General features: G+C 66.5%; 23 protein-coding genes. 15 read left to right on the forward strand and 8 right to left on the reverse strand.

Going from position 1 to position 24,460, the window contains the following annotated elements; translation table 11 throughout:
- Positions 1-70: 70 nt before the first annotated feature.
- From ACQGNJ_RS07245 to ACQGNJ_RS07265, 5 genes are all read right to left on the reverse strand, one after another.
- Positions 71-1,375, reverse strand: coding sequence for a S8 family serine peptidase (locus tag ACQGNJ_RS07245; RefSeq protein WP_426688564.1), 1,305 nt, complete (start codon positions 1,373-1,375; stop codon positions 71-73).
- On the reverse strand, positions 1,372-2,022 hold the full coding sequence (locus tag ACQGNJ_RS07250; protein WP_426688565.1) for an anti-sigma factor family protein: 651 nt from the start codon (positions 2,020-2,022) through the stop codon (positions 1,372-1,374). The genes ACQGNJ_RS07245 and ACQGNJ_RS07250 overlap by 4 nt, the downstream gene beginning before the upstream one ends.
- On the reverse strand, positions 2,019-2,603 hold the full coding sequence (locus tag ACQGNJ_RS07255) for an RNA polymerase sigma factor (protein WP_426688566.1): 585 nt from the start codon (positions 2,601-2,603) through the stop codon (positions 2,019-2,021). The genes ACQGNJ_RS07250 and ACQGNJ_RS07255 overlap by 4 nt, the downstream gene beginning before the upstream one ends.
- 77 nt (positions 2,604-2,680) lie before the next feature.
- A complete protein-coding gene (locus tag ACQGNJ_RS07260; RefSeq protein WP_426688567.1) occupies positions 2,681-3,427 on the reverse strand; it encodes a TorF family putative porin in 747 nt (248 codons plus the stop codon).
- Between the two features lie 363 nt (positions 3,428-3,790).
- Positions 3,791-5,149 (reverse strand): cytochrome C, encoded by a 1,359-nt coding sequence (locus ACQGNJ_RS07265; protein ID WP_426688568.1) that lies wholly within the window; start codon positions 5,147-5,149, stop codon positions 3,791-3,793.
- Positions 5,150-5,451: 302 nt separating this feature from the next.
- Between ACQGNJ_RS07265 and ACQGNJ_RS07270 the strand changes: the two genes are divergently transcribed.
- The 15 genes from ACQGNJ_RS07270 (at position 5,452) to ACQGNJ_RS07340 (ending at position 20,572) form a co-directional block, all read left to right on the forward strand.
- On the forward strand, positions 5,452-5,868 hold the full coding sequence (locus ACQGNJ_RS07270) for a sugar 3,4-ketoisomerase (protein ID WP_426688569.1): 417 nt from the start codon (positions 5,452-5,454) through the stop codon (positions 5,866-5,868).
- 4 nt (positions 5,869-5,872) lie between these two features.
- Positions 5,873-6,538, forward strand: a complete 666-nt coding sequence (locus tag ACQGNJ_RS07275) for an acetyltransferase (RefSeq protein ID WP_426688570.1) — start codon at positions 5,873-5,875, stop codon at positions 6,536-6,538.
- 6 nt (positions 6,539-6,544) lie between these two features.
- Positions 6,545-7,498, forward strand: a complete 954-nt coding sequence (locus ACQGNJ_RS07280; RefSeq protein ID WP_426688571.1) for a glycoside hydrolase family protein — start codon at positions 6,545-6,547, stop codon at positions 7,496-7,498.
- Positions 7,485-8,417: a GNAT family N-acetyltransferase gene (locus ACQGNJ_RS07285; protein ID WP_426688572.1), complete on the forward strand. Its 933-nt coding sequence runs from the start codon at positions 7,485-7,487 to the stop codon at positions 8,415-8,417. Before ACQGNJ_RS07280 ends, ACQGNJ_RS07285 begins: the two co-directional genes overlap by 14 nt.
- On the forward strand, positions 8,417-9,559 hold the full coding sequence (locus ACQGNJ_RS07290; protein WP_426688573.1) for a DegT/DnrJ/EryC1/StrS family aminotransferase: 1,143 nt from the start codon (positions 8,417-8,419) through the stop codon (positions 9,557-9,559). Before ACQGNJ_RS07285 ends, ACQGNJ_RS07290 begins: the two co-directional genes overlap by 1 nt.
- On the forward strand, positions 9,556-10,809 hold the full coding sequence (locus ACQGNJ_RS07295; RefSeq protein ID WP_426688574.1) for an O-antigen translocase: 1,254 nt from the start codon (positions 9,556-9,558) through the stop codon (positions 10,807-10,809). Before ACQGNJ_RS07290 ends, ACQGNJ_RS07295 begins: the two co-directional genes overlap by 4 nt.
- Positions 10,806-11,756: a glycosyltransferase gene (locus ACQGNJ_RS07300; RefSeq protein ID WP_426688575.1), complete on the forward strand. Its 951-nt coding sequence runs from the start codon at positions 10,806-10,808 to the stop codon at positions 11,754-11,756. The genes ACQGNJ_RS07295 and ACQGNJ_RS07300 overlap by 4 nt, the downstream gene beginning before the upstream one ends.
- Positions 11,753-12,922 (forward strand): hypothetical protein, encoded by a 1,170-nt coding sequence (locus tag ACQGNJ_RS07305; protein WP_426688576.1) that lies wholly within the window; start codon positions 11,753-11,755, stop codon positions 12,920-12,922. The genes ACQGNJ_RS07300 and ACQGNJ_RS07305 overlap by 4 nt, the downstream gene beginning before the upstream one ends.
- A gap of 10 nt (positions 12,923-12,932) precedes the next feature.
- Positions 12,933-13,769, forward strand: coding sequence for a Wzz/FepE/Etk N-terminal domain-containing protein (locus ACQGNJ_RS07310; RefSeq protein WP_426688577.1), 837 nt, complete (start codon positions 12,933-12,935; stop codon positions 13,767-13,769).
- A 159-nt stretch (positions 13,770-13,928) separates the two neighbouring features.
- Complete coding sequence (locus ACQGNJ_RS07315; RefSeq protein ID WP_426688578.1) at positions 13,929-14,813, forward strand: class I SAM-dependent methyltransferase; 885 nt, start codon at positions 13,929-13,931, stop codon at positions 14,811-14,813.
- A gap of 3 nt (positions 14,814-14,816) precedes the next feature.
- A complete protein-coding gene (locus tag ACQGNJ_RS07320) occupies positions 14,817-16,037 on the forward strand; it encodes an amidohydrolase family protein (protein ID WP_426688579.1) in 1,221 nt (406 codons plus the stop codon).
- A 5-nt stretch (positions 16,038-16,042) separates the two neighbouring features.
- A complete protein-coding gene (locus tag ACQGNJ_RS07325; protein ID WP_426688580.1) occupies positions 16,043-16,741 on the forward strand; it encodes a class I SAM-dependent methyltransferase in 699 nt (232 codons plus the stop codon).
- Between the two features lie 23 nt (positions 16,742-16,764).
- Positions 16,765-18,291, forward strand: a complete 1,527-nt coding sequence (locus ACQGNJ_RS07330) for a B12-binding domain-containing radical SAM protein (RefSeq protein WP_426688581.1) — start codon at positions 16,765-16,767, stop codon at positions 18,289-18,291.
- 2 nt (positions 18,292-18,293) lie between these two features.
- Entirely contained in the window at positions 18,294-19,430 is a 1,137-nt protein-coding gene (locus ACQGNJ_RS07335) for a glycosyltransferase family 4 protein (RefSeq protein WP_426688582.1), read from the forward strand.
- The gene (locus ACQGNJ_RS07340; RefSeq protein ID WP_426688583.1) at positions 19,427-20,572 is read left to right on the forward strand and encodes a glycosyltransferase family 4 protein; all 1,146 of its coding nucleotides are present in this window, start codon (positions 19,427-19,429) and stop codon (positions 20,570-20,572) included. Before ACQGNJ_RS07335 ends, ACQGNJ_RS07340 begins: the two co-directional genes overlap by 4 nt.
- Here ACQGNJ_RS07340 and ACQGNJ_RS07345 read toward each other — a convergent pair.
- From ACQGNJ_RS07345 to ACQGNJ_RS07355, 3 genes are read right to left on the reverse strand one after another with little or no spacing between them, the layout of a single operon-like run.
- A complete protein-coding gene (locus ACQGNJ_RS07345) occupies positions 20,534-21,472 on the reverse strand; it encodes a class I SAM-dependent methyltransferase (RefSeq protein WP_426688584.1) in 939 nt (312 codons plus the stop codon). The genes ACQGNJ_RS07340 and ACQGNJ_RS07345 overlap by 39 nt on opposite strands.
- A 29-nt stretch (positions 21,473-21,501) precedes the next feature.
- A complete protein-coding gene (locus ACQGNJ_RS07350) occupies positions 21,502-22,725 on the reverse strand; it encodes a nucleotidyltransferase family protein (protein WP_426688648.1) in 1,224 nt (407 codons plus the stop codon).
- Positions 22,700-24,229 carry a B12-binding domain-containing radical SAM protein gene (locus tag ACQGNJ_RS07355; protein WP_426688585.1) on the reverse strand — a complete coding sequence of 510 codons (1,530 nt, stop codon included), beginning with the start codon at positions 24,227-24,229 and terminating at the stop codon, positions 22,700-22,702. Before ACQGNJ_RS07355 ends, ACQGNJ_RS07350 begins: the two co-directional genes overlap by 26 nt.
- Positions 24,230-24,460: the final 231 nt, after the last annotated feature.

Raw genomic sequence — 24,460 nt, forward strand, 5'->3', positions numbered from 1 at the left:
CAGCGTTCGATGTCGAGGAGAGGTTCGGCGCCTGCTTCAACCAGGCCTTGGGCGCCCTTGGCGAGCTGCATCAGCGGGTGACTTTCTCTTCGCTGCGCAGACGCGCCACGGCCGCCGCGGCATTCACCTGGAGCGTGTTGTCGGAAACCCGGCTGCTGCGCAGCAGCAAGTCGCGCATCGAACGCGCGTCCAGTCCGGGTGCGATCGACAGCAGCAAGGCGGCGATGCCGCTCACGTGCGCCGCCGCCATGGACGAACCGGAAGTGAAGTCATAGCCGCCGCCAGGCTGGGTGGTCAGGATGTCGTTGCCGGGGGCGCTCAGTACGCCGCGCGGGGCTTCTGATGCGTTGCTGGCGCGCACCACGATGACGCCCGGCGCACTGTCGGGAAATCCGCTGACGTTTCCGTCCGGCGGCATGGCCGTGATCACGATGCGGCCCTGCTCCAGCAGCCGTGCCAGCAACTGGTCGAGCAGCGGATCGGCGGGGCCGCCCAGGCTCAGGTTGATGATGCGCGTATCGGTGTCGATCAGGGCCGCCAGGGCCTTGGCGAGGGTGAAGGTGTTGCAGCGCGCGCCGGCACCGGGTACCGCCGGATACCAGCACGCCTTGTAGATACTCAGCACCGACTTCGGCGCCATTCCGACGATGCCCCGATGATTGTCGGCCGTGGCGGCGATCACGCCAGCGACTTCGGTGCCGTGATTGTCGCGGTCGAACGCCGCGCGGTCCGCATCGACCAGGTTTTGCGTGTCATGAATGCGCCCCTGCAGGTCGGGGTGAGCCAGGTCGGCACCGGTATCGATGATCGCGACATGCACTCCATTGCCTTGCGTGAGGTTGTGCGCCACGGCGGCATCGGTTTCGACAAAGCCGCGCTGCAGGTCGGCGTAGGGATCGTTGTATCGGTGGGCGTCCTGTTGCGGCTGATCCGCGTAAGTCGAATAGCTCTGCAGCGGCTGGGCAAGCCGCACCCGGGCATCCGCGGCGAGCGCCCTGAGCAGCGTGTCGCGCGACATCCCCGGGGACGGTGTCAGCACGATGCAGTACAGGTCGAGCGCCTTGATCGGCCAGCCGGTCACCTCATGCCATCCGTAGGTTTTCTTCAGCGCCGCGAGAGTCGATGCCGCCCGCTGGCCGACCCTGTAGTTCGCTGGCGGGACATAGCCCAGCAAACTGGAGCCTGCATGCGTGGCAGGAGGAGCCAGCGGATTGGCGACCGCCAGCACGATGTCGCGCTGGCTGTCCATGGAAGACCCGCTGGCGACGGATGAACGGCCCGGATTGGCGTGATCGTCGACGGATGCCACCGGTTGCAAACGCGCACAGGCACTCAGAGCCATCGCGGCGGCGAGAACAAGTACGCCGTACTTCATGGCGTGGTGGTGACGGGCTCAGCCAGGCGGATGCCGCGAGCGGCACGCAACTGCTGCAGCACATCTGGCTTCGTCGCGGTGGAGTGCCGTGGGACGACCGTGTAGGCACCCACATCATTGGGACCACCGACCACCTGCAAGCCGAGCGTGTGCAGCAGCGCATTCCAGTTGGCCAGGGTCATGCTCGCGTCAGGCACCACGTGGATCGAGCCGGCTGCAATCGTGCCTGAGCCAGCCGGTGAGGGCGACTCGCTGAGCGTGTGGTACGGAGCGGGGCCGCCCTCCGACCACAGCTTCATGCCCAGTGCACCGATGCCGATCGCCTGGACAAGCACGGCGGCGACCAGCGCACGGGTCACCCAGCCTGCTGCTCGTGGACGAACGGGCGTCTCCTGCGGAACGGGCGCATCGAGGCGGCTCAGCAAGTGCTTCAGCCCGACGTTGGCGTCGAGGGGAATGTCGGAGGGCAACGACATGGCAAGCTGCAAGCGACTTTGCCGCGCAAATTCGGCGCGACACGATTCACAGTGCACCAGGTGCGCCATCAGCCATTCGCCCTGCTCTGGCGGGGCGCTGCCCTGCAGCACCCAGGGCATGGCTTCCCAGGCGCGGGCGCAGTCCCGGCCGGAATTTGTCTGGAACATCATGGAACGCTCTCCTCGCGTATCGGCGAGTCGCCGGCCAGGGAGGGAAGTACGTTGCGCAGCTTCACGCGTGCGTGGAACAGCCGTGCCTTCACCGTGCCGACCGGGCATTGCATGATGGCGGCAACTTCATCCAGGGAATGCCCCACGCCGTAGACCATTTCGATCACGACCCGTTGATCCACCGACAGGTGGACGAGCCCCTTGCTCAGCCAGTCGCGCAATTCGCGGTCCTCATCCGGATTGTGGGCGGGGACGCGATCCTCCGGCAGCGCATCGTCCGCGACGGGTTCATCGCCATGCTGACGCAGTGACTTCAGTCCGCAGCGATAGGCGATGCCCATGATCCAGGTGGATACCCGCGAGTCGCCGTGGAAGCTGCCCGCTTTCTGCCAGGCGATCCAGAAGCAGTCGTTGATGACCTCCTCGATGACGTCGCTGCGCCGCGTCAGGCGGGACAGGAAGCGGCACAACCTGCCGTGGTAGCTGCGGTACAGCACCGCCAGCGCGGCGCGATCGCCCGCCGCCATGCGCTGGAGCAGCATGCGGTCGGTGGCGTCGGCGTCGGTATCAGCGTCGTTCATGGCTACACAGCAGTGTGGTCGGACCATGGTCGGTCAATGCGTAAGTACCGTTTCAGCCCCAAAAGGTTGCCGGTGCGTCAAAAAGAGCGCGAGATCGTTGCCATCCAGGGTTGCGCGCTCATGTTCCGCGTCGACTGTCGGGATGCCAGATCCGTCATGACGCGATCGAATTCCACCCGCCAGGGCCCGTTGACCCACATCAATCCGACATGGCCGTAGCGGTAGATACCTTCGCGACCGTGGTAGCGGTAACGCCGATAGTGGCTGTAGCGAACCGGTGGAACATGGGCGACACCAGCGCCTGTGGAAAGGAAGACATGTTCCGTCAATGGCCAGTGGAAATCGAGGTCGGCGGCCGCACGCGTCCGGTGATCCGTGGAGCCGATGATGCGCACGGCCGACAGGCCAAACGTCAAGGTATCCCGGTACAGCCAGTTGACCGTTGCTTCCCCGCGATCGTAGGCGGTCGAACGGGTGTCGCTCGAATAGCGGTAGTACAGCACGCCGGCCTGCATCTGCCAGTCGCTGGAAAGTGCCCAGTTGCGTGACCCTTGAAGCAGGCTCTGGCTGATACGCCCCGGCGCGCGTACTTCGGTACCTCCGGACAGGCCCAGCGACCAGCCTGTCGGCGAGACCCAGGAGACGGCCGCCTGAACGGCAAGCGTGGCCGGGGTGACTGCCAGGCCGCGGTCGACCAGTTGCGAACTGAGCGCGACCGTACTGCTCAGCTTTGCCGACTGGGCATGCAGCAGCACGGGATGACATGCGGCCATGACCATTGCAAGCAAACCCAGCCCGGTGCGGACGGGACCGCTGCTGCCCATGCCGGAGCCAGGCCCGCGGAACCGGCCGATCTTCGCGCACCATGGACAAGCTGCCGCCATCGGATCTACCTGGTATTCAAACGCGCGAGAGCCGTGCCATGGCTGCGCGCAGCCACGGCGAAGGGCGCCGGAAAATCTGCCTGGGAGGCGGTTGAGCCACATCGCTTCATCATTCGGTTGACCCGTGCGGCTGCCGCCCGGGGCATTGCCGCAGCATGAAAGGCATGCATGCCTTATAACCGATTTGCGCGGCGGAATCGCCCGCCCGAAACGGGGCCGGCAGCCGGATGAAGAGGCGAAGGCTCCGCGGCGAAAGCACACGACGGGATGGCGCCGGCCACATGCCGGTGTTCCTTCGTGCTTTCAGAACGCGGCGCTCACGGAGACGGTGAAGGCGTCCAGATCCCGCGCATTGGTCGTGGGAGCCCCGGGCGGGGCACCGAAAATATTCGTGCTGGCGCCGTTGAAGCGGCTGAAGCGGAACCAGGTGGCATAGATCCTGATATTGGCCAGGGAGGTGAAGGACTCCTTGCCGAAAGGTACCCAGAACACGCTGACCAGATTGCTGGTGGTATCGGGACTTCCATACGGGATGTAGCGGGCGGGGTCGCGTGATCCCGTGCTCACCATATGCGACAGTGCGATGCCGTAGCTTTGCTTGAACGTATAGATGGCGGTCGATATCTGATCGCGGGCGTCGCCATGCGCCAGCGCAAGCAGGCCCGGAACGACGGGGCTGACGGGGGTGCTGCCGTAATCGCGCTTCTCGAAGATATTCACGTAGCTGAGCTGCAGGATGTTCTGCCGGTTGCCCAGGTATTGATACGTCAGGTCGTAACCCAGGTCGGTCACGTCGTCGGCAGGTCCCAGGCGGGGACGCTGGCGTTTGGTCGACAATCCCACCACGCCCGCCGAGAAAAACTGATTCTTGAGCTCTTTCATATAGGCGAAGCGGAAGTATCCCGTGTTGCCGAGTTTGCCCGGATCGCTGCCTGCGGAATAACCCAGACGATCCTGCACGGACGTCTGCAGCGAGTTGTAGGTGCCGACTTCGCCATACCAGTCCGAGTCATACAGGCCGTAGACGGTGGCGCCGATGACGTGGTTGGCCGGTGCGGCGGGGCTGGAGAGGTTCAGCAAGGTGCCGGTGACTCCCGGCGGGCCGAGTGTCGATGCACCCGGCAGGACGGCGAGCGGATCATCGAACCCCGGGTTGTTGTTGACGCTCACGCCGATCGTCAGATCCTTGCCGCCGAGCTTGAGCGCCTTGGCGACAAGGCGCAGGTCGAGGTTGCTCAGCCTGGTGTTGTATTTGCCGTTGCCGGCGTTGTCGGTTTCGATCTTGACGAAGCCGCCGACATGATCGGTCAGTCGTCCGGCCAGGTAGATGTCGGCTTCGGTCAGCCGGCTCTTGCTGTCGCCACGGGCCGGGTTGGTGCGCGCCAGCGTGACCTGCGCGGCCACCGGCAGCGTGCCAGGGATGTTCGCATCGGTGTATCCGTTGAGCTTGAAGCGCATGCCGGCCGGCGTCAGCGCCGGCCCGTTGTCACCGCCGCCGTAGGCGCTGGCATGGCAAACCGCACAGACGTAGCCGGTCTGTCGGGCAAATGCGGGAATCGCCTGGGCGCTGTTGCTGGCGAGCAGCAGCAGGATCGCAAGGCCGTGCCACAGACGCACGTTCCCAAGTCGGCGGGTCGCAGGTCGGTTCAGGAAAGGCAGCATGAGATTTCCTTGTCGTGATCGGACGGCGGTAGACGAAGCGTCATGTGCCCGTCAGCGCCGGCGCCCCCGGCGTTGCCAGCCCGCGCTGCAGGATGCGGGTAAGTGCCGGCCCGGCCGCGAAAGGTTGCGCGTCACGCCTGAAGGCTCCGGCGATCGCGTCTGCTTCGGCGAGGTGAACTCCGATCGCGGAGCGGACGGTACCGGCATTCCGCCATTGCGGATGTCCCACGCAACCTTTGTCCGGCCAGACGGCACTCAGCCATGTAAGTCGTCATCCAATGATTTGCAGCCTGGCCTGAAACATGGAAATCCAACGCGTCCAGTTGCACAAACATGGCGACAGTCGCGGCATGCTCGTCGCGCTGGAGCAGGACGGCGACGTGCCCTTCGCGATCCGCCGCGTCTACTACATTTTCGCCACCAGGAGCGATGTGCATCGTGGCCGGCACGCGCACCGGCACCTCAGCCAGCTGGCGGTGGCGGTACGTGGTTCGGTGACCTTTCTGCTGGATGACGGCAGCGGGGCGGTGGAGGTCGTGCTCGACGATCCCGCGCAGGGCCTGCTGCTCGGCAGCATGGTGTGGCGCGAGCTTTACGATTTCAGCGACGACTGCGTGCTGATGGTGCTGGCCGATCACCTGTACGACCCGGATGACTACATCACCGACTACGCCGATTTCCTGCGTGAGGTCGGCGGCGTCGTGCGTTTGGAGGCATGACGGCATGCCAAGGCCGCTAGTCCTGGTCGGCGCCGGCGAGTTCGCGCAGATCGCCTGTGAATACTTCGAGCACGACAGCGACTACGACGTGGTGGCCTTCAGCGTCGAACGCGATTACCTGGTACAGCCGATGCTGGCGGGGCGCCCCGTGGTGGCCTGCGAAACGCTGGAGGCCAGTTACCCGCCAGCCGATGTCGACGTGTTTGTCGCGATCCCGTCCAGCCAGCTCAATCGCCTGCGCACGCGCCTCTACCAGGATGTGAAGCGTCGCGGCTACCGGCTGGCCTCGTATGTCAGCACGCGCGCCTTCGTATGGCGCAATGCCGAGGTGGGCGAGAACAGCTTCATCTTCGAAGGCAACGTGATCCAGCCCTTCGTGCGCATCGGCAACAACTGCATCCTGTGGAGCGGCAACCACGTGGGGCATCGCACGGTCGTGCACGACAACGTGTTCGTGGCCTCGCACGCGGTCATTTCGGGCTATTGCGAGATCGGCGCGAACAGCTTCATCGGCGTGAATTCCACCTTCAACGACCACGTGAAAGTGGCGCCGGACAATGTGATCGGCGCCGGCGCACTGGTCACGCGCGATACCGAGCCGGGCCGGATCTACGTCGGCTCGCCTGCGCGCGCGGTACCCGACAAGTCCAGCTTCGACGTGAAGCTCTGAATGCGCATGTTCGAATGGACCAAAAAGGGACTGGTGTTCGAAACCGCGCGGCATGGCGTGGGCGGCTGGATGCGCCACTCGGCGCTCACGCCGACGCCGTATCGGATCGACGACGAGCTCATCCGCGTCTACGCGGGCTTTCGCGATGACGATGGTGTCAGCCGCATCGGTCACGTCGACGTGCGCGCGGACGATCCGGCGACGATCGTGCGGATTGGCGCCGAGCCGGTGCTCGACATCGGCCGGGCCGGCTGCTTCGACGACAACGGCATGATCCTGGGCGACGTGGTCGACGCGCCAGGCGGCCTGCACATGTTCTATGTCGGCTTCCAGCGCGTGGCCAGGGCCAAGTTCCTGGCCTTTACCGGCCTGGCGATGTCGACCGACGGCGGCGAGCACTTCCGGCGCGTGCAGGAAACGCCGCTCCTGGATCGTGCGCCCGGCCGCAGCACCATCGGCGCGGTGCATTCGGCCATCCACGAGGACGGTCGCTGGCGTCTCTGGTATGCCGTCGGCGACGACTGGGAAATCATCGGTGGCCAGCCGTTCCCGCGCTACCACATCCGTTATGCGGAGACGGACGATCTGCGCTGCATGCCGCACGCAGACCAGGTCTGCCTGTTGCCCCGCGGCAACGAATACCGGATCGGCCGGCCGCGCGTCTATCGGCTCGGCGGCAAGTACGTCATGTACTTCACGCGCGGCAATCTCGCCGGCGAATATTTTCCCGGCGTCGCGTACAGCGACGACGGCATCCACTGGGAACGCGATGACGAATCGCTGGGCCTGACCCTGTCCGCCAGCGGCTGGGATTCGCGGGTCATCTGCTACCCCGCGCTGATCCGCCACCGCGACAAGCTGCTGATGTTCTACAACGGCAACGACATGGGCGTGGATGGATTCGGCGTGGCCGAAGCCAGCGTGTCCCACCTCGACGGTGACGCCGATGATCGCGGTTAGGCCCTACGCGCCGGCCGATGCGGGCGCCTGGGATGCGCTGGTCGGGCGTTCCAGGAACGGCAACCTGCTGCATCGGCGCGGCTACATGGATTACCACGCCGACCGCTTCGTCGATTGCTCGCAAGTCGTCGAGCGCGATGGCGAGTTCGTGGCGGTGTTTCCGGCGAACATCCGCGACAAGCTGGTGACCAGCCATGGCGGACTCACCTATGCCGGTCTGATCAGCAGCCATGCCCTGCGCGCCGAATCGACGCTCGCCGTGTTCGAGCAGATGGCTGATGCGTATCGCGCGCTGGGTGTGCAGCGCATCGTCTACAAGGCGGTGCCGCATGTATTTCATGCCTATCCGGCGGAGGAGGATCTTTACGCCCTGCAGCGCATGGGTGCACAGCTGGTGCGCCGCGACCTGTCCTCGGTGATTGCGTTGCAGCAGCCGTTTCGATTCACCGAGGCGCGCCGGCGTTCCGTCAAGAAAGCGGCGCGGGCGGGCATCAGCTTGCAGATTGGCGCCGATCCGGCGTCCTTCCACGAGCTGCTTGTGGACGTGTTGCGCACGCACCATGTCACGCCGACGCACAGCCTGCAGGAACTGCGCCTGCTGCAGGCGCGCTTTCCGCAGCAGATCGTGCTGCACGAGGCACGCAAGAATGGTGTCCTGTTGGCGGGTGTCCTTGCCTACGATCTCGGTCGGGTGGTGCACACCCAGTATCTGGCCGCATCGGAAGAGGGTCGCCACCTCGACGCGCTCAGTTATCTGCTGGCCGAGCTCATCGGCAGTACCTACGCGGACAGGCACTATTTCTCCTTCGGCATTTCCACCGAACAGGCCGGGGCGGTGCTCAACGCCGGGCTGGTGACGCAGAAGGAATATTTCGGTGCGCGTGCCATCGTGCATGATTTCTACGAGTGGCGGCTCTGATGAAGAACGCACTGGTGGAGGCCGCCCCGATCGACGTCCCGTTCCTCAGCCTGAGGGAGGTCAATGCGCGCTACGCCGACGAGCTGAAGGCCGCGGCGGCGCGGGTCATCGACTCGGGCTGGTATGTGCTGGGCGACGAGCTGGCGGCGTTCGAGCGCGAGTTCGCCAACTACAGCGGTGTACGCCGCGCCGTCGGCGTGGGCAACGGGCTGGACGCACTGTCGCTGATCCTGCGTGGCTACAAGGAGCTCGGTGTCATCGAAGAGGGCGACGAGGTCATCGTGCCCGGCAATACCTTCATCGCCAGCTTCCTGGCGATTACCGCAAACCGGCTGGTGCCGGTGCCGGTGGAACCCGATGCAGCGACGTTCAACATGGATCCGGCCTGTGTGGAAGCGGCCATCGGGCCGCGCACGCGCGCCATCATGGCGGTGCACCTGTATGGCCAGTTGGCGGACATGCCGGCGCTGCTGACCCTGGCCAGGCGACACGGGCTGCTGTTGATCGAGGACGCGGCGCAGGCGCATGGCGCGATGCGTGACGGGCGCCAGGCCGGTGCGTTCGGTGACGCGGCGGCCTTCAGCTTCTTCCCGGCAAAGAATCTCGGCGCGCTGGGCGATGCTGGCGCGGTGGTGACCGACGATGACGCGCTGGCGCAGCGGATTGTGGCGCTGCGCAACTACGGTTCCGAGGTGAAGTACCGCCACCTCTTCCAGGGGCAGAACTCGCGGCTCGACGAAATGCAGGCGGCGATGCTGCGGGTGAAGCTGAGGTATCTCGACGCGGACGTAGCCTGGCGCCGGCGAGTGGCGCGTCGCTATCGCGATGGCATCCACCATCCGGACATCCGGCTGCCGGACGTGGCCCGCGAAGAGCAGCATGCCTGGCATCTGTTCGTGGTTCGCTGCGCACGGCGCGATGCGCTGCAGCGGCATCTGCATGCGCTTGGCATCCAGACCCAGGTGCATTACCCGGTGCCGGCGCATCGGCAACCCGCGTATCCCTCGCTGCAGGATGTCCACCTGCCGCTGACCGAGCGACTGCACCATGAAGTGCTGAGCCTGCCGATGGGGCCGACCTTGTGCGACGACGACGTGGACCGGGTGATCGACGCCTGCAACGCATTCGGGCGTGGTGCATGAACATCGTCCGCACCGGCTTCTATACCGCCATCGCGACCGCCGCGCGGCTGCTCGCGGGACTGGTGGCGATCAAGCTGGTGGCCTGGTTCGCCGGCCCCGAGGGCGTGGGCAAGCTCGGTCAGTTCATGAGTCTGATGTCGCTGCTGGCGGTGCTGGCCGGCGGTGGCATCAGCGCGGCCATCGTGAAGTATGTCGCCGAATACCGCGACGATCCGCCGCGACTCGCGCGGCTGCTCTCCGCTGCGCTGTGCTACGCGTTCTGCGCATCGTGCCTGATGGGCGGCGTGGCGCTGCTGTTCAGCGGGCAGATCGCGGCGTGGCTGCTGGGCGATCCGCAGTACGCCGGCCTGATCCGTGTGCTCGCCGTGGCGCAGCTGGGCATCGCCCTGCTCAACTATATCCTCGCGGTGGTCAACGGATTCATGGACGTGCGCCGGCTGGCCTTCATCCAGGTGAGCGGGTCGGTCATCGGCATCGCGATGATGGTCTGGCTGGCGCGCTGGCTGCATCTGTACGGCGCCCTGCTGGCACTGGTGCTGGGTCAGCTGCTGTGGCTGGTCGTCGGCCTGCCGTCATGGTGGCGCAGCTCGTACTTCCGGCGCCGCATGCTGCGGCTGCATTACGACCGCGACATGACCTGGCGGCTGGCGCGGTTCTCGGTGATGACCCTGAGCTCCGCGTTGCTGCCGCCGCTGGTCAACCTCGCCGTGCGCGATCACCTCGCGCTGCAGTTCGGCTGGGAGCAGGTCGGCTACTGGCAGGCGGTCAGCAAGGTATCGGACGCCTATCTGCTGTTCCTCACCACGGCGATCAACGTCTACTACCTGCCCAAGCTGGCGTCGACACACGGCCGCGAGGCGCTGATGGCCGAGCTGCGCACTGCCTGCCGCTACGTCCTGCCTGCCGTGGTGGTGCTGGCGGCCACGGTGTACGTACTGCGGGACTGGGTGACGCGGCTGCTGTTCACACCGGACTTCGCCACCGCCAACGCGCTGTACGGTCCGCAACTGGTCGGCGATGTCATCAAGATCGCCTCCTTCATTCTTTCCTACCTGATGCTGGCCAAGGCGATGACGAAACTGTTCGTCATCGCCGAATGCGTGTTCGCGGCCAGCTACCTCGTGCTGGTCTGGGTGTGTGCCGCGCGCTTCGGCCTGGTCGGCGCGATGTACGCCTTCGCGGTCAACTACCTGCTGTATCTCGTCTTCAACCTGCTGGTTGCCCGGCGTTACCTGGGAGGGCTGCGATGAAGTGCGACGACGTGCCGATGGACACGGCGGCGATGCCGCTGGTGTCCGTGCTGATACCTGCGTTCAACCACGAGCGCTTCGTGCAGCGTTGCCTGGACAGCGTGCTGGAGGATCCGTACCCGGCCAAGGAGCTGATCATCATCGATGACGGCTCGACCGACCGCACTGCCGAGCGGATTGCCGACTGGGTGGCGACGCATTGCATGGATCTTCCGATCGAGTACGTGCGCCGCGAAAACCGGGGCATCGCGGCGACGCTGAACGAACTGGCGGCGCGTGCGAACGGCGAGTTCCTTCGCCCGGGCGCCAGCGACGACTACCTGCTGCCCGGTGGTCTCGATGCGCAGATGCGCTACCTGCTGGCGCATCCGGGCAAGGGTGCGGTGATCGGTGACTCGATCGTGGTCGACCAGCACGGCAACCGGATGCATGACAGCGGCATGCGCGTGCTCCACGGTGCGGACAAGCGCCTGTATCGATCCGATGACGGCATCCGCCGCGCCATCATCAGCCACTGGGCCATTGGCGGTCCGGTGGCCTTGATGAGAAGAAGCGCACTCGACACCGTCGACCGCTGGAGCGAAGGCCTGCGCATCGAAGACTGGGATCTGTTCCTGCGTCTGGCGGCGGCTGATGCGCTCGGCTTCATCGATGTCGGCGTCTGCGCCTACCGCATCCACGGCGCGAACCTGAGCAAGACGCGACACACCGCGACGCGGATCGGCAACCTGGCCGAGTCGCGGCAGGTGGCGCTGCGCCGCACCTGCCTGTTCGACGAGCCGTACCGGACCCTGCTCAAGGCACAGTCGCATTACATCGGTGCCAAGATCGCGTTCCTGCAGCGACAGCCGTGGCCGCTGGCCACGCACCTGCTGGCGTATCTGTGGCTGATGGCGCTGTCCAGACTCAGGCCGCCATCCGCACACCACGCCGCGGAGGCGACATGAAACGGTGGCTGTGTCTCCCGTCGACATATTTCGCGCTGCCGCTGTTGCTGGCCTGCGGGTTGACCCTGTGCACCTACGATCTTCCGGTCGATTACCTGCCGGGCCTGCTTCTGCTGGTGGTGATGGCCGCGGCGATCCTGCTGTTCGACGTGCAGGCGGGGATCAGGATTCCATCGGCGATGCGGTTTCGTGCGCGCAATTATGCCGGCAGCCGCGATGCCTTTGTCGCGTTGACTTTCGCGCTGCTGATCGCCGTTTTCTGCGCGCTCGATCTGGCGCTGTTTCCGATCCCGCTGTTCAACAATCCCTCGGCCTATGCGGTGATGGAAGGCGGGCATGAGCATATCCGTCATGTGTCGGACATGTGCTGGACGCTGCCGCCGATCGGGCTGCTGTGCGCCAGGAACCGGTGGCTGCGCAACCTGCTCATCGCCATCGGCTTCCTGTTTCCGATCCTGGTGATCGATCGCAACCGGGTGTTCGCCACCGTGTTCGCGTTTGCGCTGCTCATCGTGTTGCGGCGGGACGAGGCCAGGCGCTTGCCGTGGAAGACCGTCGGCTCGCTGGGCTTTGTCGGCGTGGGCGTCTTCTCGATCCTGGGCATGCTGCGCTCCGGGCCGCTGGATCACGTCACGCTGCCTTTCGGGGCCATCTACCGCGCGGCCCCGGAGGGGATCAAATGGCTGCTGCTGTACGCCAGCGCCGGGCCTTACAACTTCAGTGCGATCCTGGCCAGGGGCTACCTCAACAGCAGCTTCCTCATCAATCAGGTGGTCCCGCTGAGCGGCTCCGTCGCGACGGCCGGCACGACCATTCCGCTGGATGCGTCGAACATCAACGTGGGCACGGAGTTCTTTCCGTTCCTGATGGCGCTCGGTCCGTTCGGCGCAGTGGCTTCCATCGTCGCGCTGTACGCGATGCTGCTGTGGAGCGTGCAGCGCCTGCGTCCCACGGTGCCGCTGTTTTCCCTGCTGATTTTCCTGCGCGTTTCCTACGTCTGCGTGATGTCGCCATTCGCGCCGCAGGCCTACACGTGGACGAATGTGGGCTTCATCGGCCTGTGCCTGCTCATGCAGGTTGTCGCCGCATGGTTGCCGAACCGACGGTTGCCGGCAGCTGCGCCCGCAACGCCTGCGCAAACCGTGTCTCCATCCTCTTCCCGATGAGTACAGAACCATGGAACAAGACGAAATCTATCTGATCGATCTCTGGCGGATCTTCATCCGCGGCTGGATGTGGTTCGTCGGGGTACTGCTGCTTACCCTGGTCTGCACTTATGTCTTCGCGCACACGGTGAAGCGCCAGTGGCAGGCCACCGCGTGGATCCAGATCGGGCAGGTCGGGCAGGTGCCGGGGGGGCAGGACCCGAAGGTCGAGCCGCTGCTGCGCGTGATCGAGCGGCTGGAACTGGTGCCGTTCGAAAACGAGATACTGAAAGGCGCCGGCTATGCGGGCAATTCGTCCGTGGCCAAGCTCTATCGCAACAGCCTGAAGCTGGAGCCGATGCCGTATGCCGGTCCGCTGATCCGCCTGACCGTACGGGCCTATTCGCGCGCGCAGGCGATCGAGCTGGCCACGGCAACAGTCGTCCGGTTGGCTGCGGTCCATCAGCGCCTCGAAGAGGCACCGCTGAAAGCGGCGCGCGCGCGCCTCGCCCAGCTCGAGGTCGACTTGCAGACAGCCCTGGCCGACCAGGCGCGCTACCGGCAGGCGGCGATGCCTGGAAACCAGTCTGATGCACGCGGCAAGGACGTGCAGAACCCGATGCTCGCCAGCCTGCTGCTGGCCAACAAGAACGAAGAGATCCGCGGCTTGCGGGCAGGCCGGATCGAGCTGCTCGAGCGCCTCGGCCCGACCTACACCTATCCCACGTCGATGATGTGGCCGGTCTACGTTCCCGACAAGCAGGCGTTTCCGAATCCCGAGCTGACCTGGGGCATCGGCCTGCTGCTGGGTCTTTTCCTGGGCGCCTTCGCAACCGTCGTGGTGGCCGGTCGGCGCCGATCCGCCTGAACCAGGAGATGCGTCCATCGCCAGCGCCATTCAACCAAAACGGCGCCGGTCGGCACTCACCGGGCAGATCCATGAAATTGCCGGGACCGGCCCGTGGTGGGCCGGAACGTATCGTGGCGAATGGAAGGCTGCATCACGGTGGAACGGAGTTCGTTCGATATGCGTGGACTGCACAAGCTGGAAAGCGGGCAACGCGTAGTTCCCGCCGGGAGTGTCCGCCAGCATCCGCGGCAGGCGCCGCTGGACGAGGCGCAGCTGCTTGAAACGCAGCGTGCGTTCGACAGTGTCGCCGCCGATTACGACGGGCCCCGCGGCAACAACGAGCTGATCCAGCGCATGCGGCTGACCCTGTGGGACACCGTGCACAGCGAGGTGCCACCGGGTGCGCGGCTGCTTGACCTGGGCTGTGGCACCGGCATTGACGCGCTGGAATTCGCCCGGCGCGGTTTTCATGTCGTCGCCACCGACTGGTCGCCACTGATGGTCGAGCGTGCGCGGGCGCGCGCAGCGGCCGCGGCCCTGCAGTCGCGCGTCACCGCCACGCACCTGGGCATTCAACAGCTCGATCAGCTCGACGGCGAGTTCGACGGCATCTATTCGAACTTCGGCCCGCTGAACTGCGCGCCGGATCTTGGCGTCGTCGCCGCCGAATGCATGCGCCTGCTGCGCCCCGGCGGCAGCCTGGTCTTTTCGGTGATGGGCCGGATCTGTCCATGGGAGCTGGGGCACTACGCGCTGCGCGGCCGCTTCAGGCGCGCCGGCGTGCGTGCGGCGCGCGGTGCGACCGCGGTGGGCATGAACCGCCACACGATCTGGACCTATTACTACCTGCCGCGCGAGTTCTACCGCGCGTTCGCCGAACACTTCTCGCTGCACGGCTATCGCGCGCTGAGCCTGTTTATGCCGCCGCCCTACCTGGTGGACTACTACCGTCGCCGGCGCCACTGGTACGAGCGGCTGGGCCGACTCGACGACCGCCTGGGCGCGCTGCCACTGCTGCGCGACATGGGCGACCACTTCCTGATCGTGATGCGGCGGCGCTGAGCCATGGACATTCTGCAGGCCGCGATGGATGTCAGCTTGTGCCGGGCCATCTCGGTCACGCCCGAAGGCAGCGCGCGGATGCCGCTGCCGATCCGCGCCGGGCGGATCGGCTCGTCGCTGGCGGCGCGGGCGTATCGGCTCGACCTGCGCGACCACCTGATCTTTCCCGGCCTGATCAACGCGCACGAGCACCTGCATGTCAACGCCGTGCCGCCGCTGAGAACCGGCGCGCCGTTTCCCAACAGCTACGCCTGGATCGAAGCCTTCCGGGCGCATTTCGAGGCGCCGGCGGTGATCGCCGCGCTGCAGGTGCCCAAGGCATTGCGGCTGCGCCACGGAGCACTGAAGAACCTGCTCGCCGGCACCACCTGCGTGGTGCATCACGACCCCTGGCACGCGGCGCTCGACGAGACGAATTTCCCGGTGTCCCTGCTGCGCGATTACGGCTGGAGCTACGCGCTGGGCTGGCCGGATTACGGCCCGCCGGTCCGGCAGAGTTTTGCCGCCACGCCGGCCGAACGACCCTGGCTGATCCATCTGGCCGAAGGCACCGATACGACCGCGCAGGCAGAACTGGCCGAGCTCGACCGGCTCGGCTGCCTGGCGGCGAACAGCGTGCTGGTCCATGGCGTGGGCATGCGCGAACAGGACATCGATCGGGTGATTGCATGTGGCGCGGCGGTGGTCTGGTGTCCGACCAGCAACCGCAACCTGCTCGGGCAGTCGCTGGATCCGCGGCGCCTGTGCGCAGCGGGTCGGCTTGCGCTGGGCAGCGACTCGCGGCTCAGCGGCGCCCGCGACCTGCTCGATGAAATGAGCGGCATCGCTGCGCGCGGCGAACTGCGTGCCGAGCAGCTGCTGGGACTGGTCACCAGCCAGTCCGCGCGCATCCTGCGGCTGCCGTCGAGCGGCAGCCTCGCAGCCGGAGCGTCGGCGGATCTGCTGATCGTCGAGGATCGCGGTGGCAACGAACGCTGTGGTCTGGTCGGCATCGAGCGCAGCCAGATCCGTGCGGTGGTGCGCCATGGTGTTCCGCGTATCGCCGATCCGGATTTTGCCGAATGGTTTGCCGTCGCCGGCATGGAGACCGTGCCGGTGACGCTGGACGGCAAACCGAAACTGCTGGCCAGGCCGCTGGCCGAAGCCGCGCTGGTGGCACTCGAACCCGGACTCGAACTGGCCGCTGCGTACAGCGCGCGCGACCTCGTCATGGAGGTCGGATAGCCGTGATGTCGCGCCCCTCGATGCTGCTGCCGGCACAGGCGTATGCCTTGTGGGCATCCAGTTACCCGGCACATGCCCACAACCCGGTGATGCAGGCGGAGGAACGCGCCATGCTCGGGTTGATGCCGGCCAGCTTGCATGGAGAGGCCGTGCTCGACGTCGGTTGTGGCAGCGGGCGTTACATGTTGCATGCGCTGCGGCGCGATGCGGCTCGCGTGATCGGCGTGGATCTTTCGGCGCGGATGCTCGCGCGCGCCGGCACCGAGCTGGCTGCGTGGCCGTCCGTTGCGGAAATCGACCTGGTGCAGGGCAGCCTGGCGGCGCTGCCGGTGCCGGACGCGTGGGCGAACCTGACGATCTGCGGGCTGGTCGTCGGCCATCTCGACATCCTGCAACAGTCGCTGGCCGAGCTGTGCCGGGTGACCCGACCCGGCGGCACGCTGTTGTGCAGTGACGTGCATCCGATCGGGCATGCGCTGGGCTGGCTACGTGATTTCAAATCCGGCGACCGGCACTACGCCGTGCAGCACACGCAGCACCTGTACAGCCACTGGCACGCGGCCTGCGCCACGCTCGGGGTGCGCATCGAACAGGTGCTGGAACCGCTGCTCGATCCGGCCGACATCCCCGCCGATGCGCACTTCGACCGCGCGGCGCTGGACGTGCCGGTGGCGCTGGTGTTCCAGCTGCGGCGCGTGGCCTGATCCATGCGCACGGAAGACATCGCATGACTCATCGTCCCATGCCGCATCGTCCCAGCACGCTGCTGGTCAACCCGACGGTCACCACGCGGCCGCGTTTTCCGCTGTCGCTGCTGAACCTGGCCGCGGCGCTGGATCGTTTTGGCGACAGCCATATCGTGGACGGCAACATCGATCGGGACCTGGTGGCCGCGACCCTGGCCGCCGCCGGGAAACAGCATTATGACGCCCTCGGCATCGGCATCATGGGCGGCCCGCAGCTGGCGCCGGCGATTGCGGTTTCGAAGGCGATCCGCGAGCGTTATCCGGCGATGCCGATCATCTGGGGCGGTTACTTCCCCACGCTGTATACCGACACCACGCTGGCCGCGCCCTACGTGGATTACGCGGTGCGCGGGCAGGGCGAGGAAAGCCTGGTCGAGCTGGTCTCGGCGCTGAACCGCGGTGGCGGTGATGAGGCGCTGGCCAGGATCGGCGGTTTGTCCTGGCGCCGCGATGGCGAAATCGTGCACAACCCCAATCGCGGCTTCCGGCACGGCGATGCCGCGCTGGTCCTGCCCTATGAAAAGCTGGGCGATCCGGACAAGTATCTGGCCAGCACCTTTCTCGGGCAGCGCACGGCGGTGCACCAGGCATCGATCGGCTGCCGTTTCCGCTGCACGTTCTGCGGCGTGGCGGCGATGTTCGGCGGTGCCACATCGCTGCCGCCGAGCGAGCGGCTGGAGCGCGAGCTGAATTATCTCAAGTACGAACTGGGTGCCGATTCCATCCTGTTCTACGACCACAACTTCTTCGATCGCGAACAGGACATGATCCCGCTGCTCAGGATCATGGCCAGGCTCGAAATGCCGTGGTGGTGTTTCGCCCGCGCCGACGCCCTGCTCAAGCTTTCCGAAAGCACCTGGGAACTGGTGCGCCAGAGCAAGTTGCGCATGGCCTATATCGGTGCCGAGTCACCCAGCGGTGCGATGCTCAAGGAAATCCGCAAGGGCACGCGGCCCGACCAGACGCTGGCGGTGGCCGCGCTGTGTGCACGCCATGGCGTGATCCCCGAGTTCTCATTCATGCTCGCGCCGCCGGTGAATACCGAAGAGGAAACCGAGCTGACGTTCGAGTTCATCCGCGAATTGAAGCGGATCAATCCCGCCTCGGAAATCATCACCTACATCTACACGCCGTTGCCGGAGAGCAGCAAGCACGAAAAGGAGCGCGGCAAGCATCCTGCAGCGCCCCTGCTCGACGTGCATGGCGAGCCGGTGATGTTTCCCGCCACGCCGGACGAGTGGACGCAGCGTCGCTGGGTGGACTATGCCTGTCACGCCGACGCGCCCTGGCTCACCGACAAGCTGCGCCAGCGCATCTACGACTTCGTCACCGTGCTGCGCTGCCGCTACCCCACCGTGCAGGACGTGCGCTCACCCCGCTGGGCCAAGCGCAGCCTGAGCGCGATGGCCTCGTGGCGCTATCGCCATCGGCGCTACGACCATCCGTGGGAACTCAACATCGCCAATCGTTTCGTGCAACTGCGCACGCCGCAAATCACCGGCGCCTAGCGATGACGGTCCTGCACGTCGCGCAGATCAATTTCCTGCAGGCACCGGAGGAGCTCACGCCGATCCAGGTCCTTGAGCAATGGCACTCGCTGGTGGATATCGCCGAAGTGGCGGCCAGTTCCGGCATCCGTGTTTCGGTAATCCAGGCGGCGGCCCGCGAGGACCTGATCACCCGCAACGGCATCGACTACCACTTCGTCGATATCCGCGGACTGGAAGTGGCGCGAAACCGCGGCCGTCGTTTCGCCAGCCTGCTCGACGACCTCAAGGTCGACCTGCTGCATGGGCACGGCCTGGATTTCGTCGAGGAAGCATTCGCGGTGTCGCAATGCCTGCCGCAACTGCCGATCCTCATGCAGGACCACGCCAGCCGGCCGCCGCGCTGGTGGCGGCGGCCGCAGTGGCGGCGCTGGCATGCGGCCATCTCCGGCGTCGCCTTCACCGCACCCGGGCAGGCGCAGCCGTTCATCCGCGCGCGTCTGTTCGATCCGCTGGCGCAAGTGTTCGCGATACCGGAGTCCAGTTGTCGCTTCACGCCGGGCAGTCGCGATCGCGCCCGCGTCGAAACCGGGCTGCGCGGTGATCCCTGTGTGCTGTGGGTGGGACACCTGAGCTCCGGCAAGGACCCGCTGACCGTGCTCGATGGCGTGTCCCTGGCCGCACGGCAGTTGCCCGACCTGCAGCTGTGGTGCGCGTTCGGCAGTGCGCCGTTGCTCGGCGAGGTGCAGCAGCGCATCGAACACGATCCGCAGCTCCGCGGGCGCGTCCACCTGCTGGGCAAGGTGGAGCACGCGCGCGTCGAGACCTTGATGCGCGCCGCGGACCTGTTCGTCTCCGGCAGCCATGCCGAGAGTTGCGGCTATGTCGTACTCGAAGCGCTGGCCTGCGGCGTGGCGCCGGTGGTCACCGACATTCCCTCGTTTCGTGCGCTGCTCGGTGATGGCGGTGTCGGCAAGCTCTGGCCCTGCGGTGACGCCGCGCAGTTTGCCGACGCCCTGGTCGATATCGCGGCCAGCCGGCCATCACCGCAACAGGTGCGCGCGCACTTCGACGCCGCGCTGTCGTTTGCGGCGGTGGGTCGGCAATGGGCCGACGCCTATGCGCAGGTTCACCACGGCCGACGCCGGAGCGCGTCGTGAAGATCGCACTGGTGGTGCCGGGCGGGGTCGATCGCAGCGGCGAGTTTCGGGTGATCCCGGCCTTGCTGGCGCTGATCGAACGATTGGCGCGGACGCACCAAGTGCATGTCTTCGCGCTGCACCAGGAAACGGTGGCCGGCCACTGGGAACTCGCCGGCGCGAGCGTCCACAACATCGGTGGCGGCTGGACCCGGCTGCGCGCAATCGCGACGATTCGCGCCGAACATCGCCGCGCGCCGTTCGATCGGATCCACGCGATCTTCTCCGGTTCGTGCAGCCTGGTCGCCGTGGTCGCGGCCAAGCTGTTGCGGCTGCCGAGCCTGGTGCATATCGCCGGCGGCGAGCTGGTTGCGCTGCACGCGATCGACTACGGCGGGCGACGGAAATGGCAAGGGCGGCTGCGCGAGGCCTGCGTGCTGCGCGGCGCCGATGTCGTCACGGCGGCCAGCGCGCCGATCATCGACGCGCTGCAGATGCTCGGCGTCAAGGCCCGGCGCGTGCCACTCGGTGTCGACCTGCAGGTGTGGCCGCCGCTGGCGCCACGCGCGCGGCGCGGCGGGCCGGCGCGGCTGATCCACGTCGCCAGCCTCAATCGCGTGAAGGATCAGCCGACGCTGTTGCGGGCACTGGCCGTTCTTCACGACGCCGGGTTGGCGTTCCGGATGGATATCGTCGGCGTGGACACCTTGCACGGCGAGATGCAGCGGCTGGCCCGTCGGCTCGGACTGGAACACTGCGTCGACTTTGCTGGATTCAAGACGCAGCGCGAGTTGCGTCCGCTGATGGAGGCGGCCGACCTGCTGGTGATGTCGTCGCTGCACGAGGCCGGCCCGCTGGTGTTGCTGGAGGCCGCGGTGGCCGGAGTGCCGACGGTCGGCACGGCCGTCGGGCATCTGCTGGAATGGGCGCCTGGCGCGGCATGCGCCGTGCCTGTCGGCGACTGGGCCGCGCTGGCGGACGCCATTCGGCGGGTGCTTGCCGATGAATCACTGCGCTTGCAACTGGCCGAGGCGGCGCAGCACCGGGCGTTGCCGGAGGACGCCGATGCCACGGCGCGACTGTTCGAGGCACTGTACCGACACGCGTCGACGGATGCGCAGGGGTCAGACGGGTTTGCGCGCGACGTAAAGTCGAAATTTTGAAGGCTCCCGGCGGCCACGAAGTTTCGCCACCAGCGGGCGCATCGCCCAGCTCGGGCCATACCACGGACGATGCACGTCCCAGCGGATCGACAACGCGTCGCCCAGGCGGCGCAGGCGCTCGTCGGTGAGGTAGCCAAGGCTGGCGATGGCGTCGGCAGCCGTGCCATGACGGCGCAGGAAAGCCTCGCGACGCTCGGCGAGCATCTGCCGGCCGCTCTCGTCGCGGGCATACCACGGCGTATCGCTGATGATCACCGTGCCGCCCTTTCTCACGCAGCGCAACGCTTCGCGCAGGCTGGCTTCGCCATCTTCGGCGTAGTGGAAGGAGGCATTGAACACGGCGACGTCGAACTGCTCGTCGGCGAACGGAAGACGGCAGATCTCGGCCTGGAAGCGCGGAAAGAGTGTCGCCAGGTGTGCCCGATAATGCCGGGCCGCGCCCAGTCCGTCGCGGTCATTGGTGAGCAGGTCGACGGCGCAGGGGCGATGGCCGGCGAGTGCCAGGCGAAAACTCATCCAGCCGTTGCCGGCACCCAGGTCGAGGATCCGGCTGCCTTTCAGCAGATGCCGCACGATGTAGTCATGACTGCGCGCCCGCATCTGCCATTGGCGGCGATTTTTTCCCGTCGTGTCGCGATAGGGAAGGGCGAGGTAGAAGTCTTCACTTTCGCTGCCGCGGCCCTCCGCTGTCCTGATCCGCTGGTAGTCAGCGATGAAGCGGGCATGGTGTGCGGCCGATTCCGGCGGCAGGGCATGCGCGATGCCGTCGTCGATCACGATGGCAAACCTGCATGCCGGGCAAGCCAGCGTGTCGATGGCGGTTGCGCAGCGGGGGCAACGCAAGCGGATGCCCGACAGCGGTGCGTCGCCGGCGGCGAGGCCAATTGGCTGCGCGTTCATCGCTGCTCTCTCCCGTCATCGGGCCGCTTCTACGGCGCGGGCGCCGGGGCTTCCAGCGCCGCGCGCACCACGTACAGGGTGTCCATCCGCGGCACCGGCCGGGTCAGCCAGGTCAGGATGCGATGCACATGGTTCGCGGTGACCCAGCTCTGACCTTGCAGCCACAGCTGGGTCCGCACCATGTCGGCGCGTTCCCGGATGGCTTCTTCCGACGGCCGGACACGGTTCCTGACGTAACGCCCGACTTCACCCACGGAGCGCGACCATTCGATGCCGGGGAGGGCGTGCAGCCACAGTTCCGAGCACGAAACGCGGGTCAGCGTCTGGCGGCGCGAGATCGTTCGCAGCAGTAGAGGACAATCGTGTTCGAGCCGGGCGAACACGGCTTCGGGAACCGCATTGCGGTAGTAGCGCGCCACCAGCCGCAGCGGCGGCAGCGCCCACCAGGGTGGCTCGGCTGCATGCCCGTCCCACAGGATGTCCCAGTCGTCGGCGACCATGCGCGTAGCCAGCAGCGAGATGTCGTGCAGGTGCAGCAGGCGCAGGCTGCGGCCGCAGATGTTGCCCGCCGCGTGCAGCAGCAGGTGGCTCATCAGGGCACCGGTCGACGGGTAGTCATTCAATCCGGACTGCGGTTCGCGCGGATAGATCCGGTCGGTGATGTCGACGGCGGAGATCGGCAGCCGTTCCTGGATGCGCGTGTGCAGTTCGATATTGATCGGTGTATCGCGGTGTTCGCCCAGCCCGCGAACGGGCGTGCCATCGGTCGGTTTGAAGACCCTGTGCTTCCACTGCACGAACGACTCCACGTAGCCGAGTTCCCGCAGCAGGCTGATCGCCGCCGCGGCATCGCCCTCGCGCACCAGCAGGTCGATATCGGCCATCGGTCGCTCGCCCGGCGCGTAGAGCCCCAGCCGGTGCAGGGCGGAACCCTTCAGCGGAGTGATGCCCAGCCCGATGCCGCGGGCAGCGCTGTCGATGTGTTGCAGCAGGGCTTCGATGCGCTGGTGGCGAAGTTCGACATGCTCGCGCTGATGGTCGAGGAACTGTCGCCACGGCGGATGCTGCCAGGTGGAGCACCGGCTGAGCAGTGGCGACACGCCGTGGGCGACGGCGGCCGCCGCGGCCAGCTGCCATTCGAGATCGGTCCAGTCCGGCGTGGCCGCGCCCGGCCGCGACAGCGCCAGCTCCACGGCGAGCGCTTCGGTGGTGCGGCGCAAGCCGGCCTTAACGATGGTGAGCGGCGGCAGCATGGCGGTTCGGTTCGGCATGGCCAGATTCGGCATGGCCAGGTGTCGTCGCGGGCGCTGGCGCGATGGCGTCTTCGCTGCGGTGCGCGTGCTCGTCGGCGACCAGCGCCTCCCATCGCGCATCGAGCGCGGCGTGGACTTCGCGGTAGTGCTCCGGTGATGTGGCGGGCTTCGATTGCTGCAGTAAGACCTGCTCGTGCAGCAGGTCGCGCACGTGCCGGTAGAAGTCCGAGTCGTAGGCGCCGCGGAACATCATGGCCAGGTCGCCACTGTCCTGCCAATGGGTCTTGGCGCCGAGCTGGGCCTTGACCTGCTCGTAGAATTTCGTGCCTGGCAACGGGTACGAAACGCTGACGCCGATGTCATCCGGAACGGCCTGCGCGATCAGCTCGCGGGTCGCCAGCAGATCGGCCAGCTGCTCGCCGAGGTAGCCGAGCTGGATGAAGAAGCCCACGCGGATGCCATGCTCGCCCAGTCGTGCGCGGGCGGCGATCAGGTCGGCGACCCTGGTGCCCTTGTTCATCGCATCCAGCACGCGCTGGCTGCCGCTTTCCGCGCCGATCCAGGCCTCGCTGCAGCCGGCATGTTCCAGCGCGGCGGCCATCCGCTCGCTGATCAGGTCGGCACGGGTCTGGATGGTGAACGGAACCGAGCCGTCGGCGGCGCTCAGGTGCTCGCCGAACTCCGTGACCCAATCGGTGCGGAAGCCGAAGATGTCGTCCGCCAGCCAGATGTGATCGGGCTTGAACGTCTGTTTCAGGTAGGTCATTTCCGCCGCCACGTCCCGCGCGCTGCGCTGGTTGTAGTGGTTGCCCCAGATCGGCTTGGCGCACCAGGTGCAGCGGAACGGGCAGCCGCGCGACGCCGCCATGTTGAGGCTGAAGTAACCGTGCCGTTCGAGCCACATCGTGCGATAGCGTTCGACCTCGACCAGATCCCAGGCGGGGTGGCCGAGCAGGCGCGGGTCCGGCGGCATCACGCCGACGCGCGTCAGCAGCGTTTGTCCATTCGTCAGCGTGGCCACGCCGGCAATGCCGGCGACCCAGTGCTGCGTGCCGATGCCCGGATCCGCCTGCAGTCGCCCGATCAGTTCGATCAGGGCCGCAATGCCTTCGCCGATCAGTACCGCATCCGCGCCCGCCGCCAGAAACGCGTCCGGATGGTCGGATGCGTCGGAGCCGGCGACGATCACGCGCGCGCCGCTCGCGCAGGCTTCGGCGATCATCTGGCAGGCCGCCTCGCGCATGCGGCCCAGGCACATCTTGGTCAGGTAGTTGAAGTTGTCTTCGTAGACGACCACCACGTCCGGCCGCGCGGTCTGCAGCGATGCCTGATAGTCCTCCACGCCTGCGGCCAGCATCGCGTCGAACAGCGCGATCTCGTGCCCCATCTGGCGCAGGAGTGCCGCGATCTGGATCGTGGCGAGCGGCGGATAAGGCTTGCCGCGCGCCCATTGTTTCGGGTCGTAACTCAGGAAGTAGGAGTGGCCGACCTGAATCTTGAGCATCTCGGAGAAGCCTCGATCGTCAACGTGGGAGTCAACGCTGGCCGTGGCCGCATCGGCTCACGTCTTGGCGCTGGCTGGACGTGAGTGCCGCAACACGCCGCTTCGGTTGCCCCGCACGGAAAAATGGTCGGCGCGGGCGGGGCAGCTACAACCTTTGCCCCTCGTGGCGGCACTCAGGAGGTAGCTGATCGGGTGCGTGCTGCACCGGGTCACGTGATGGCGAGCCACCGG

It is taken from the genome of Rhodanobacter ginsengiterrae, from assembly GCF_050026815.1.
Classification (GTDB): Bacteria; Pseudomonadota; Gammaproteobacteria; order Xanthomonadales; family Rhodanobacteraceae; genus Rhodanobacter; species Rhodanobacter ginsengiterrae.